Below are 13,900 nucleotides of genomic sequence, written 5' to 3'. Positions count from 1 at the left end.
ACTCCTCCTAGAAAATTTTGGTATTTTATCATTACCTCAATTATTGTCTAGAAAGAGTATACTTAATCTGTTTACACAAAATTTTCTACAGGCTCCCATATTATCGGAATAAAGCTGAATTTAGGGGATAATTTTGAGGGTAGTATTGCTGCTATCCTCTTTAAGTTAACTGCTATTGTAGTTAATTTTGCTTGTGAAGACATGCTTTTTAGACTATACCCTCGGGCACGGTTTAACCCATGGAAATTTTACATATCTCCTTTTCAAAATAATGTCTATATGCCTGTTTACCAATTTTATCTTTCCTATGTTTTTTTCTTACTGTTTTATTACCTTGATTGCAGAACCATTCATCGGAGTCTTTATTGTAGCTAAACCTTTCTTCATCAATCTTATAAGCCATCTCACTTACTGGAATATATGGCTTTGCTTCAATTTTTTTATTTTATCTAACATTGGCTTTCTAAAGTATGCTTTATCACCATATACTTCTTTAGTATTTAATCCTGTTTTCTTTGTCAATTCTATTAGTTCATTAAATCTTGTTCCATCTACATATGCTCCATTGGCTATTGTAATGACTGTAATTATTCTTTCATCTGTTGTAATAATCTGCTCATCTTTATACCCAAAGAAGTGCTCTGTTTTACTCTTATGACCTACTCTGGCATCTTGATCAACTATTGATCGAACTCCTCTTTGCTCTATAAATTTAGGATCTGATAGAATTTCTTTCGCATATACCAAATTAAGGAGGATTTTTCTTTACTTATTCTACTATCATCCATTCTTTTACTATGTATTTGAAGTGTTTTTCAGTGGTCTAGAAACGTTCCCATTCCCCTTGTCCTTCCCTGTCCTTAGAAATTAGTGTTAACAATTATTAACAATTTTTTAAAAAATATTCTAATTTTGGAAAAAAATTGTTCACATTTAGTCTATATAATTATCTACAAGGGAGGTGCATAGACTAGACATATTTTATTATATTCATTCAAAAGTGGACACGCTTTTCTTGATGAATTAATATTTGACAGATTGTCTAAAAGGTTAGGATACAAAGCGTGGAAACAAATGTAATCGATTCTCTTTAAAGAAAGGAGTGGATAATTTGCAGTTTGCTATAGTACTTATTATTTTTGTCTTTAGCTTAGGTATTTATGAACAAATAAAACATAATAAAAACTTAAACCGTATCAATCTTAGAATTAATGTAAACGGCACAAGAGGTAAATCCACTGCCACAAGACTCATTACTGGTATCTTAAAGGAAGCAGGAGTTAAGGTTGTTGGGAAAACGACGGGAACTAGCGCGAGAATTATTTATTGGAATAAGGAAGAAGAAGAACCAATCGAACGAGGCCGTCTAGGTCCAAATATTATAGAACAGAAAAATGTTATTAAAAAAGTGGCCAAGCTTGGTGCATCTGCATTTGTAACAGAGTGTATGGCTGTAAATCCTGATTACCAGATTACGTTTCAGGAGAAGCTTGTTAAAGCCAATATAGGAGTTATAGTTAATGTTCGTGAAGACCATATGGATTTGTGTGGTCCGACTTTGGACTTTATTGCAGAGTCCTTTACAGCTACAATTCCTCAAAATGGAACCCTTGTTGTAGCTAATAGCAGTTATAATGATTATTTTACGCAAGAGGCAAAGAAAAGAAACAGCCAGATAATTATTGCAAATGAAAAAGAAATCCCCGATGGTTATATGGAAAAGTTTAGATATATAATTTTCCCAGAAAACATTGCTATCGCCTTGGCTGTGGCTAAAGCTCTAAACATTGACAAGGATATTGCACTGAGGGGAATGTTAAACGCTAATTCTGATCCAGGAGCCTTAATGATACATCCATTAGACAACAAAAACCCAACGTATTTTGTCAATGCCTTTGCCGCCAATGATCCAAATTCCACATTAATGATTTGGAAGCATATAACGACGATGGGATATCCAACGGAAAACTCCATGGTAATTGTAAATTGCAGGCCGGATAGGGTTGACAGAACATTACAGATGGCAGAAGATGTCTTGCCAAATATGAATATTGATATTCTCGTTTCAATGGGAGAGTCAGTGAAACCAATTACCGAAGGAGTTAATACTAAAAAAATATCTCCACAGAAATACATAAATGCTGAAGGCTTGTCTCCACATGAGGTTTATGAATTAATTAAGAGTCATTTTATAAATAGAACCATTTTTGGCTTTGGAAACATTCACGGTGGCGGAGAAGAATTAGTTGAACTAATCATTCACGAAAAATTGAATCTAGAAATGGATCAAGTTCCACAATCAGCATAGAACCTTAAATTTGAAATAAAAGAATTTCAGTAAACATTCTATTATGAAGGAGGTAAAAAATTGCAAACTACGGATATTAGTACAGTCATCGTTTTGGGTGTAATTTTCAGCTTGTTATTTACAGAGATTACAGGAGTTTTACCTGCCGGCCTAATTGTACCCGGATATTTAACTTTACATATGAAAAACCCTCAGACTATATTCTTAACATTCTTTATCAGCATTTTAACGTATTTAATTGTTTATTTTGGAGTGAGTAAAGTCACAATTCTGTACGGCAAAAGAAAATTTACAGCTATGATAGCGGTAGCAATCGTAGTACAGTTTATGATATATGCAATATTACCATTTGATTATAGTACTATCTCTAGGTTGACGGCAGTTGGTATTGTTCTACCTGGATTATTAGCAAACACAATTCAGCGTCAAGGTTTAGTAACAACATTTTTAAGCACTGGATTGTTGATTGCAGTAACCTATGGGAGCACAATACTGTTAAATATCAATATATAGGAAAGGAGGAAGAAAATGAACACTTTATATGGGCTAATACATAGGAAACGGTACAGAAACACATCGAAAGCTGACAGAAAAAACAATCAGAGTGAAGCGCTTGCGGTTTTTAATGCTCTAACATTGCAAGAAAAATGTCTGTATCTTATTAAGATCAACAAGAGAAATACCAGCTATCAAGCACTTGTGCTAATGGGATTAGCTCTAATGATTATTGCTACGAATTATTATTTACTATGATTATTTAAGAAAGGAGTAAGATAAGTATGAAAAAAGAATTTATGAAAATTCTAGCTTTTATGATGTTGTTTACATTTTAAGATCAGCAAGGGAAATACTAGCTATCAAGCACTTGTGCTAATGGGATTAGCTCTAATGACTATTGCTACGAATTATTATTTACTATGATTATTTAAGAAAGGAGTAAGATAAGTATGAAAAAAGAATTTATGAAAATTCTAGCTTTTATGATGTTGTTTACATTTGCTATTGGTACAACTGCATATGCTTTTACCACAGGTTATAGTAATTTTGCGGAACTATATGCATTTGAAGATGCTGCCGAATATATAATTAAAACTACTGATATCGGGAGAGATACAACCATTTTGGCGATACACGGAGGCGGTATTCAAAGAGGTACTTCAGAATTAGTTGAAGCATTGAAAGGATACGGTAAATATAACACGTATTTATTTGAAGGACTTAAAACCACTAATAATGGAAGTCTTTTTTTAAAGGCTATCAACTTTGATGAACCAGAAGCTGTCCGTTTAGTAAAAAATTCAGATTATACTGTTTCTGTTATCGGAGTTGCCAGCGATAATGAAGTTACATATATTGGCGGTCAAAATAAAATATTGGCAGAATTGATTAAACTACACCTTATTAACAAAGGATATAAAGTAGAAACTTTAAGTATTCCCGATCGCATTGCTGGGGTTATGAACAGCAATATAGTGAATAAGAATAAATTATTTAATGACAGTTATCAGATTGGCGGCGTTCAAATAGCTATTTCAAAAGGTTTAAGAGATAAGTTCGTAACTGATTCCAGTATATTAAATGATTATTCAAGCTCCATTAATGAAGCCCTAAGCGTAAGCTGGCCCAAAATAGTTCCCCACTTGCAGAAAATTGGCAATACTCAAGGGACTCTAAATAAGTTTAACCCTTCAAAGAAAAACTTTGATAAGAAAATAGAGAATATATTAAAAAAAGGTGCAAAAACCCCTAAAGAATTAATTGAAAATACAAAAGAGTAACCTAAAAAAATACTCTTTGAATAACATAAAAAGGCCGATAAACTACGAAAATGTAGCCTTAAGCCTTTTTATGTTATACCTTTTGTATTATTATAGGGTAGCTTCTATTGAATACTGTTGACTGCCTCACTTATTGCTAAAACATAGTCTTTTAATTTATCATGATTATCGGATAAAAATTGTGTCCTCAAGCCCTTTGATATTTCCAGCTGTACCCCCAAGCCGCTCATATTCTTATTCACTATGTTGTTGGGGGATATGCCGGCCATATTCTTCGGAGCATCTAACACAGTAAAACCATACTTAGTCAAAGATTCCTTTATTTTGTTTCCCAATTCAGTATCCAGGCCTCCAATATAGGTGAATTCTTCTGAACCGGAACAACCGTGGATGGATAAAGTTGTTTTAGATTTCGAAACCATTTCCAATGCAGCTGGTTCATCAAATTTTTCCGAAGTAATATGTAACGCCGAGTTTCCTTTGCTTCTTAAACCTATATATGAATAATAATTATAATTATTGTGGGAAGATAAGGCGTAAGCCAATTCGGTAGTACCCTTTTCAATTTTCCCTCCATGAATGGCAATAATGATAACATCAGAATCTGTCACGTTCGTTTCAATTTTATAGTCCACATTTTCTATCGTATTTGAGATTAACTCTTTGAAATTGCGATAAATGTCAACAGAAGCTGCGGTAGTTGATTGAGTAAATATTAAAATGATCAGGCAACAGCAAACAATAAGTCGTGTAGAACTTAAAAAACTACATACGCTATTTAGCATCATATCCATCAACTCACTTTTCGACAAATGTATATGCTTCTATTATAATATTATGCGCCTGTGATGTCCATATTTATCAAAATTAATCAATAAAGAGGATGATTTTAAAATGACCCAATTTGAAAAACGAAATGTCATATGGTTAGTCCTATTGATTCTGTTAATGCTTATAGTACCATCCTATGGTTATAATAATGAGACAGAAATCCAAACGGTTTTACTTGCAGAAAGTTTAATAGGCAAACCTTTTACCCAAGAGGGAAATTCACCAGAGGAAGGATTTAATAGTACGGGGTTTATTCAGTATATTTTTAGAGAGGGGGAAAATATAGTTCTCCCCAAGTTGTCTTCCCAATTATGGAAACTGGGTAAAACTATAGAACGCAGTGAAATACAGCCTGGGGATGTTTTTTTCTTTACTGGAAGCAACAACCTAATACCAGCAATATATAAAGGCGATAATATCATTATCGTTGTAACGACCGGTGAAGGTGTAGCAAAACGGAATATAGCAGAGGATTCCTATTGGAGGGATCGGTATAAAGGTGCAAGACGCTACACAAATATAGTAGATGAATTACATCCTGCAGCCGTAAAAGCCCTTGAATTAGTAGGTTCTCCTTATGAGCTTGGAGGTAATGATCCAACTGGTTTTAATCATTCAGGCTTTGTACAATATGTTTTTAGTGAAGCAAACAATCTAAATTTTGCAAGAACATCGAAGGAACAATGGCGAGTAGGTATGGAAGTAGATATGGTTGCTATTGAATCCGGTGATGTACTATTCTTTCAAGGCAGCAGTGTACGACTACCGGGAATTTACATAGATAATGGTATTTTTGTTATTGTTACAACGAATGGGGTTGCGATAGTAGATCTCGAAACAAGTGAATATTGGGGACCCAGGCTGTTGGGAGCAAGACGGTTTACAAACAGTATTATTGAGGAATCCGTCGTAAGCAATCCCATTGTAGAAAAGGCTATGGACTTGCTTGGGACACCCTATAACCCAGATGGGCAATTACCAACTGAAGGCTTTAATACCACTAATTTTGTACGTTATGTTTTTAAAGACACCCTCGGCATACAACTATCTGTTTTTTCCGATAGGATCTATGAAGTAGGCGAATCCATTTCTAAAGAAGAGCTTCAAGCGGGAGACTTAGTGTTTTTTCAGGGAAGCAGTCTTATACCTGGTATCTATAGAGGAAATGGTATATTCATAGTTCAGACAACAGAAGGAGTTGCGGAAAGGGATATTGAAAGTGAGTATTGGTCAAATATATATGTAGGTGCAAAACGACTAACGGAGGCAGATATATATTATTCTCAGCCTGAAAATTATAGAGAACATGAGAATGCAGCTATTCGGGAAGCAATGAAATATATAGGAACTCCTTATTTGTTAGGTGGCGAGACAATGGATGGCTTTGACTGTTCTTATTTAATTCAGACAGTTTTTAGAGATGCTAAAAACATTTATTTGCCTCGCATAACTTATAAACAATGTGAGGTAGGTGAAACTATCGATTTTGAAAATAAGCGGTCTGGAGACGTTATTTATTTTTCAGAAAAATGGCAGGAAGGGATATCACATGCTGCGATTTATCTGGGAAATAATTATATCATTCATGCATCCGGTGATGAAGGTATGGTTACAATCAGTTATTTAGGAGAATATTGGATGGATCGCTATGCAGTCGTAAAACGCTTTGACTCCCTTAGTTTGAGACTGGATTCCAGAATAGTTGAAGAAGCATACAAAACCCTGGGGATGCCTTATTTAGCAGGAGGAAATACCATAGAAGGTTTTAATCACTCCGGGTTTTTACAATACGTTATGAAGGCAGGTTTAGATATAGATCTGCCAAGATATTCATTTCAACAATGGGCTTTGGGAAAGGAAATAGAAAGGGAAGATTTAAGTATTGGAGATGTTCTATTTTTCGAAGGGTCCGACAAGGTACTACTACCAGGATTATATATTGGAAATGAACAGTTTGTGATTGTAACAGAATCTGAAGGTGTAGCAATTCGTGATCTTAATATCTCAGATAGCTATTGGAGTCCACGATATGTTGGGGCAAGACGATATGAAAAAATCCAAAATAACCATTCTGCTGTTATTAAGGCTAAAGAATATATAGATGTTTCATTTGAAGGCTACACAACAGCACAATTTGTACAAAAGGTATTCGATGAAGCACCAAATATTGATTTACAACTACCCGCTACTGCCTATGAACAATGGAATTTAGGTCAAGCAATTTTACCTGATGCACGGGAAGAAGGAGATCTTATATTCTTTAGAAGCAATCTATCCGAAGATACACCGACTATGACGGGTATATATGTGGGAGAAGGTTCCTTTATCATACTTACAAGTACAGGGGTAAAAGAAAGAAACTTAAAATACCACCAGTATTGGAGTGAAGGATACTTGGGAGCAAGACGATTGTTTTAAACAATAATAGCAATAATCCAACTGAGCCGGGGCTTTTGTCTCGGCTCTTTAATAGGGAATAAAAAGGAATCAGAAGATGAGAAAGTTCATCTTTTGGATAGTTATTTTGAAAATTATTACAAATGGGTACCGATTTTTCTGGATTTTTTCGTATTTATCTTTAAGGACGAGGAGGAAAGAGTTTATATCAACAGTTCCTATAAGGTATATAACAAACCAAACTTTCACATGAACAATAAGGCTGGTTGTATGGATAAAAACTTCCAGTACTAGTAGAATATTGGTGCTAATGATATTTAAAGTACATTTTGAAGGGAATAGCAATGTTAGACATTAGAAAACAAGGAAACTTTTTAAATCCTACAAACTCCTGTGCTCAATATTATAGAGATATAATGGAGGTGATAGTATTGCAGCATCTAGGAAAAGTTCTAGTTGTAGATGACGATCCAAACATATTGGAACTAGTAAAGTTATATGGTGAAAAGGAAGGTTTTGAAATTGTAGGAATCAGTAATGGAGATCTGGTATTATCTGCCTTTAACAGAGAAAATCCGGATGTAATCATACTAGATATTATGCTTCCAGGAAAAGATGGTCTTACGCTATGTCGACATTTAAGGGAGATCCGTATGGTTCCCATTATTATGCTGACCGCTAAAGGAGAAGAAGCAGACCGGGTATTAGGACTGGAAATGGGTGCGGATGACTACGTGTCTAAGCCTTTTAGCCCCAGGGAGTTGGTAGCCAGGATCAAAGCTGTGTTGCGTCGGACAAAAACGCCTGAAATATTAACAAATTGGAATTTAAAATACCCTGGGCTGACGATTATGGCTGATATTAGAAAAGTATTCGTAGCCGACAAGGAAATAGAGATCACACCGAAGGAGTTCGAGCTACTTCTCTATCTTGCACAAAATCCCCTACGTGTTTTTTCAAGGGAAAATCTTTTATCTGCTGTATGGGGATATGATTACTTCGGTGATCAGCGTACAGTGGATGTGCATATACGTAGATTAAGAAAAAAACTTGCTTCTTTAACCCACGAATACTTAACAACGATTTGGGGTGTAGGTTATCAATTTACGGCTCCCTCAAAAGAGAGGGAAGAAATTTATGAATAGATATGTACAAAAAGGAAAAGTAATGGCTCAAAAACTAATTCAAACACTTATAAAGTTTGTGCTTTTCCTCAGACAATTTTTACGAAAGCAGTTTAATAAAAATATTTATACTAGAATATTATTTATGAATATATTATGTTTTGTTGTATGCCTTGCTGTATTAATTACAATCTTTGATTTTGCAGTAAAACAGGTAACTTATAATCAGATGCAACAGGAGACGCTGCGAAAAGCAAAGCAGGTAAACTTCGCTTTACTCAAGCAAAATGATTTGAAATGGCTGGGGCCATTTACAGATCAGCAGGATAATGATGACGACAATCAACAGAAGGTACTCACATCTTTATCTGATGTTTTTAACGCAAAAATTACAGTTTTTGATAGGGAGGGGAATATTGTAGCTACTTCTGCTAAACAAGAAGTAGTACCGGGCAGTCAAGTAGAAAAAAAATTTATTAAAACCATCTCTGATGGAGAAATCATAACTACAAAAATTATTGACAATAGAAGCGGTGAACTAGCGTTTATTGCTACTATCCCCATGGGAGACATCAAAGACACGATTGAAAACGGTATTTTACTGGAAATAAAACCGCCCCAAATTAATTCTGATATAAACAGGATACAGTTATATCTGATCGTGGGAGGAATATTTATGTTTCTCATGGTTATTTTTATCTCTGTATATCAAGCAATGCATATTTCCAAGCCGATTTCCAGATTAGCTACTTCTATAGCTGAGCTGGACAGCGAAAATTACGTTATACAAGAAGATGAGCCTGCTTTAGATGAAATCAAAACACTGACAAGTCAGCTTAATAAATTAAATGAAAAGATGCAAAAAGTACAGGAAGAAAATCAAAGGGGAAAAGAAGAACGAACACGGCTTTTTGCTGAAATTTCCCATGAACTCCGCACTCCTTTGACTTCTGTTCAAGGTTTTGTAGAAGCTATTCGGGATGGCATCGTTCAAGACAAAGATTTACTGGATAGATATTTGGAAATTATTTATACTCAAACTATGCATATAAACAGATTGGTAGACGATATATTACAACTAAGCCGTTTAGAAAGCGGTAACATAAGTCTCGAAAAAGTTCCTTTAGATTTAGTAACCCTGGCACAAGGAGTTGTTGTGTCCATTGGAGCAATGGCACAAGCTAGGAATACATCGGTTGTATTTGAGAAGAATATAGAAAGGGCAATGATATTGGGAGATATCGATCGAATTGAACAGGTGATTAGGAATTTATTACAAAACGCCATCAATGCTACAAAGGATGGAGAAATCACAGTTCGAGTAGAAATTTTACAGCATGAGGTGATCCTCATGATTAAGGATAATGGCATTGGTATATCCAGTGAAGAGTTGCCCCGTATTTGGGATAGGTTCTATCGAAGCAAAAACCAAAGAGGCAATGGTAAACTGCAACAAAGCAGCGGTTTGGGTCTAGTTATAGTGAAGCAATTGGTGGAGCTGCATCATGGGAAAATAGATGTGGAAAGCCAGTTAGGCAAAGGGACTGTTTTCTATGTGCGATTTCCAGCTGCTCTCATACCAATTCCTAATCCATATGTCGGAGGGCAGAATCCTTAGCGTATCATGAAAAGCTCCCTATTCCCCTTGATTTTCAAGGAAAATAGGGAGCTTTGTTCTTGGTTTAGCTAAATTAGCCCCTTATATTACACATAAATTACGTATATTATATTAAAATTCATTAATAATAAATAAATTGTCAAGGAAGACACTTGATAATGCAAACAGATTTCTTATTGATTTCGGTGGAATAAAAAGTGGCTAGAGGGGAGTGAATTATATGCATACCAATATGATAAAAAATAATTTTTATTTGCCTTACGGAAAAATTCAAGGAATTAATAATATAGAGATTCAAATAAAAAGAGAGAAATATGAACTCAACTATATTCAAGAAAAAAAAAGAAGGCACACGAAAAAGTTTCATATAAAAAATAGAGATATAGTATATAAACAACAGGTATTTCTATCACCTACAGAAGTATATTTAAACTATATTGGTAATGATAAAGAGTTTATTCAAGCATTAAGTATCAATGCTCATGAGATTTATGAGACAAAAGAAGATATTTTAGGAAAGAATCTTGATACAGCTATATAGGATTAAACAGGGGAATGATATTGGAAGCCAAGGGGACGTCAGGCTGCGACAAAACGGATAAAAGTACCATTGACTTTTTGAAGGTGGAGCCAAACTATACAAAATTGAACGAAATTTGAGGTTGAATCCCTAAATAAATTCAAAATACACCCAAAAGTGGGTATGGAAAACCATCCAATAACATTTTTGCGCAGTCTGACGTTTTGATTGCCACACCCATATAGGTATGATAGGATAAAAATGGGTGATAAATATGGTCAGAATAGCAAGAGAAAAAAGTCAAACAGGAATCTATCATATTATGTTAAGAGGGATAGATAAAAGAAATATATTTATAAATAATTCAGATTATGAAAAATTTATTGAGCATACTACGAAAGCAAAGGAAAAGGCAGAATTCACAGTATATGGATATTGTTTAATGACGAATCATGTACATATGTTACTTAAAACAGAATCAGAGGAGATAGGAGATGTCATTAGAAGAATAACTGTGGGCTATGCACAATACCATTAATCGCTTATTAAAAATCCCAATTATAAGGTCGTTTTTACTACTACGTTGTGGGTTTAAATAAATATACTGGATAAAAACCTATGCTCTTGTTGCTTCTAATGAAATTTTAACGAAACATTAAAGAATCAATAGTGTTTTATAGGCTAAACGCCTAGTGCATACACTATCTTGCCACCCATTTTTACTACTGGGTGGCAAAACTATTAGTGGATACTATTTAAAAAAATCTAGGAATAAAGGTAGTTGCGGGTTAAGGGTAAATGGTTATTTAATCCTTTAGAGAAAAGAATCTGGTGAATATCTAAGCCACTGAAACGGAAGGAAGCAGCACAAGAGTGTAAATACAGCTTCCACATACGGACAAATCGCTCATCATACATTTCTTTTACTTTATCTATATGCTTTTCAAATCTTTGAGCCCAATGATCAAGTGTCATGGCATAATGAATTCTGAGGCTTTCCACATCGAGTAAGTGAAAATCATATTCTGGAAGTTGCCATATTATTTCTCGGTAGGAAGGAATGTATCCCCCTGGAAAGATATATTTTTCAATCCAGGCATTAACTGGCCCTTCTTTTTGGTGGGTAATAGTATGTACTAATGAAAGTCCTCCATGGGTTAACATTTTATGTACAGCTTCCATATATACAGGCAAATTTGCTTTTCCAACATGTTCAAGCATGCCCACGCTGACAATCTTATCAAAGGTGCGTCCACTCTTTGCTAGTGCACGATAATCCATTAGTTCAACTTCCACTAGTTCCTCTAGATTTTCTTGCTGTATTCTTCGCTTAGTCTCATGATATTGTTGCTCACTTAAAGTAATTCCCATGGTATTAACCTGATACTGCTTTGCAGCCTTGATGATTAGCCAGCCCCAGCCGCTGCCGATATCTAGTAGGGTATCTCCTGGTTTTAGTTGTAACTTTTTGAGAACATGATCAATCTTCTGTAATTGTGCTTGATATAGTGAATCCTCTAAAGATTGAAAATACGCACAAGAGTAACTCATAGTTGCATCTAACCAAAGAGAAAAAAATTCATTGCCAAGATCATAGTGTTGTTGTATATCTTTTTTCTGCTTAGACAGTGAATTTGCCTTCTGCAATATAGATAGGGCTTTTTTTACTGCATGGTTTGATGGCAAAAAATGATCCTGACTAGAGAAGGCTAGCTTTAGTGCATCTCTCATGTTTCCCTCTATTTCGATTATGCCATCTACATACCCTTCGCCTACAGCTAAAACAGGATCATGAAAAAATTTTTTAATATCCATCTGATCTTGAAAAACTATTCTACAAACACATTCTCCACTACCATAATATTCTACTGTTCCGTCCCAGTAAGCAACCTCAAAAGAACCATGACTCATTCGACTTAATGCTTTATGTAATACTTGTTTTTCCAATTAAGCCCTCCTTCCCACAAAGAGATTAAATTTTCCTTTAATTATATTATTTTGCTATGTGGTAGATTCTATGTATTATTCAGTATTTTTTTCTTAGTCTTATTACATATATTAAAAAAAGTCTACTGAAAGGTGAAATTAAATAGGAAATATAGTCTTAATGAATCAAATATGAAGGGAAATAAGTTAGCAACAGTTTTGGAGGGTGGTGAATGATGTTTAATGATTCGTCATAATCGGAACGGCACTGCGTAGAAAATAAGCTGGGCTTTAAATAAGATGGTAATTAATACAATCCTATTATTGCTACAACTAATATAATTATTTCATATTACAAATAATACTTACTAGAAATAGCATTAGCTATATAAAGAATAAAGTTGATTGGAGGTAAAAAATAATGCAAGAGAATATTCTTCAACAAATTACACAAAAACCAATGGGGTATCAACAGGTAACCCCAGACATAATGCTTTTAGAATTTCCCTTTGTGAATGTCTGTATTATTGGAGACCCTAAAACGAATAATGGTGAATGGGTACTTATTGGTGCAGGTATGGCTCACACTTCTAAAGATATCATCCAAGCTGCTGAAGCACGTTTTGGAAAAGGAAGTCAGCCCAAGGCTATTATACTTACTCATGGACATTTCGATCATGTGGGAGCTATTATGGAACTCCTTAATCAATGGAATGTACCGGTTTATGCACACGAATTAGAGCTTCCATATCTGACAGGTGCTATGGATTACCCTCCTGCAGACCCCACCGTAAACGATGGATTGATAACAAAAATATCACCCACTTTCCCAAATAAGAGTATAAATTTGGGTAATCGTGTTCGGCCACTGCCTGCAGATGGAAATGTACCTTCGATGCCCGGTTGGCGCTGGATTCATACCCCAGGCCACTCACCTGGTCATGTTGCTTTATACCGTGAAAGTGATAGGACATTAATTGCAGGGGATGCATTTACTACATTAAAACAGGATTATGCTGAATCAGTACTTGCAAAGGAAAAAGAAGTTAATGGACCTCCTGCATATTTTACTATGGATTGGCAGGCAGCAGAAAAATCAGTAAGGACGTTAAAAGACTTACACCCTCAAATAGCTGTTTCAAGTCATGGTCGCCCCATGGAAGGTAAGGAGTTAAATGAACAACTGACAAACCTTGCAAATAATTTTGCAAGCTTGGCTGTGCCGAACTACGGAAAGTATATACAATAACTGTTACCACAGTGTAAAAGCTCCAAAGTATATTACTAGAAGATAAAACATAAGTGGATAGAAACTATTTTGGGATTATAGGCTATAGCTAAAAAAAGATATTTATCCTTTGGTGTATTGTTAAGATACCTACTTCTATTGACCAAACT

General features: G+C 34.9%; 12 protein-coding genes and 1 pseudogene. 10 read left to right on the top strand and 3 right to left on the bottom strand.

Annotation, left to right across the window (positions count from 1 at the left end):
- Positions 1–71: 71 nt before the first annotated feature.
- Positions 72–738: pseudogene (locus BJL90_RS22925) on the bottom strand (transposase); the annotation flags it as partial.
- Positions 739–1,111: 373 nt separating this feature from the next.
- On the opposite strand from BJL90_RS22925, the gene pgsB reads away from it, so the two are divergent.
- From pgsB to BJL90_RS20810, 4 genes are all read left to right on the top strand, one after another.
- A complete protein-coding gene (gene pgsB / locus BJL90_RS20825; RefSeq protein ID WP_070972694.1) occupies positions 1,112–2,308 on the top strand; it encodes a poly-gamma-glutamate synthase PgsB in 1,197 nt (398 codons plus the stop codon).
- Positions 2,309–2,368: 60 nt separating this feature from the next.
- Positions 2,369–2,821, top strand: coding sequence for a poly-gamma-glutamate biosynthesis protein PgsC (gene pgsC, locus BJL90_RS20820; RefSeq protein ID WP_070972692.1), 453 nt, complete (start codon positions 2,369–2,371; stop codon positions 2,819–2,821).
- A gap of 15 nt (positions 2,822–2,836) precedes the next feature.
- Positions 2,837–3,061 (top strand): hypothetical protein, encoded by a 225-nt coding sequence (locus BJL90_RS20815; protein WP_070972690.1) that lies wholly within the window; start codon positions 2,837–2,839, stop codon positions 3,059–3,061.
- Between the two features lie 194 nt (positions 3,062–3,255).
- A complete protein-coding gene (locus BJL90_RS20810; RefSeq protein WP_070972689.1) occupies positions 3,256–4,086 on the top strand; it encodes a poly-gamma-glutamate hydrolase family protein in 831 nt (276 codons plus the stop codon).
- A 104-nt stretch (positions 4,087–4,190) separates the two neighbouring features.
- Here BJL90_RS20810 and BJL90_RS20805 read toward each other — a convergent pair whose 3' ends face one another.
- Positions 4,191–4,898 (bottom strand): poly-gamma-glutamate hydrolase family protein, encoded by a 708-nt coding sequence (locus tag BJL90_RS20805; protein ID WP_335617811.1) that lies wholly within the window; start codon positions 4,896–4,898, stop codon positions 4,191–4,193.
- A gap of 82 nt (positions 4,899–4,980) precedes the next feature.
- Here BJL90_RS20805 and BJL90_RS20800 point away from each other — a divergent pair, with 82 nt between their 5' ends.
- The 5 genes from BJL90_RS20800 to BJL90_RS20780 all read left to right on the top strand — a co-directional run bounded on the left by BJL90_RS20800 (position 4,981) and on the right by BJL90_RS20780 (position 11,114).
- Positions 4,981–7,335 carry a C40 family peptidase gene (locus BJL90_RS20800; protein ID WP_081562142.1) on the top strand — a complete coding sequence of 785 codons (2,355 nt, stop codon included), beginning with the start codon at positions 4,981–4,983 and terminating at the stop codon, positions 7,333–7,335.
- 308 nt (positions 7,336–7,643) lie between these two features.
- Positions 7,644–8,459, top strand: a complete 816-nt coding sequence (locus tag BJL90_RS20795; protein WP_472234950.1) for a response regulator — start codon at positions 7,644–7,646, stop codon at positions 8,457–8,459.
- Positions 8,452–10,056 (top strand): sensor histidine kinase, encoded by a 1,605-nt coding sequence (locus BJL90_RS20790; RefSeq protein WP_070972687.1) that lies wholly within the window; start codon positions 8,452–8,454, stop codon positions 10,054–10,056. Before BJL90_RS20795 ends, BJL90_RS20790 begins: the two co-directional genes overlap by 8 nt.
- 232 nt (positions 10,057–10,288) lie before the next feature.
- Positions 10,289–10,597 (top strand): hypothetical protein, encoded by a 309-nt coding sequence (locus BJL90_RS20785; RefSeq protein WP_169824252.1) that lies wholly within the window; start codon positions 10,289–10,291, stop codon positions 10,595–10,597.
- A gap of 253 nt (positions 10,598–10,850) precedes the next feature.
- Positions 10,851–11,114, top strand: a complete 264-nt coding sequence (locus BJL90_RS20780) for a transposase (protein ID WP_070972683.1) — start codon at positions 10,851–10,853, stop codon at positions 11,112–11,114.
- A 227-nt stretch (positions 11,115–11,341) separates the two neighbouring features.
- Here BJL90_RS20780 and BJL90_RS20775 read toward each other — a convergent pair whose 3' ends face one another.
- Positions 11,342–12,523, bottom strand: a complete 1,182-nt coding sequence (locus tag BJL90_RS20775; protein ID WP_236904979.1) for an SAM-dependent methyltransferase — start codon at positions 12,521–12,523, stop codon at positions 11,342–11,344.
- A gap of 400 nt (positions 12,524–12,923) precedes the next feature.
- Here BJL90_RS20775 and BJL90_RS20770 point away from each other — a divergent pair, with 400 nt between their 5' ends.
- Complete coding sequence (locus tag BJL90_RS20770; RefSeq protein ID WP_070972681.1) at positions 12,924–13,751, top strand: MBL fold metallo-hydrolase; 828 nt, start codon at positions 12,924–12,926, stop codon at positions 13,749–13,751.
- The last annotated feature ends 149 nt before the right edge of the window (positions 13,752–13,900 follow it).

Source organism: Clostridium formicaceticum, from assembly GCF_001854185.1.
Classification (GTDB): domain Bacteria; phylum Bacillota; class Clostridia; order Peptostreptococcales; family Natronincolaceae; genus Andreesenella; species Andreesenella formicacetica.
This window is presented reverse-complemented; position numbering and strand designations above follow the sequence as displayed.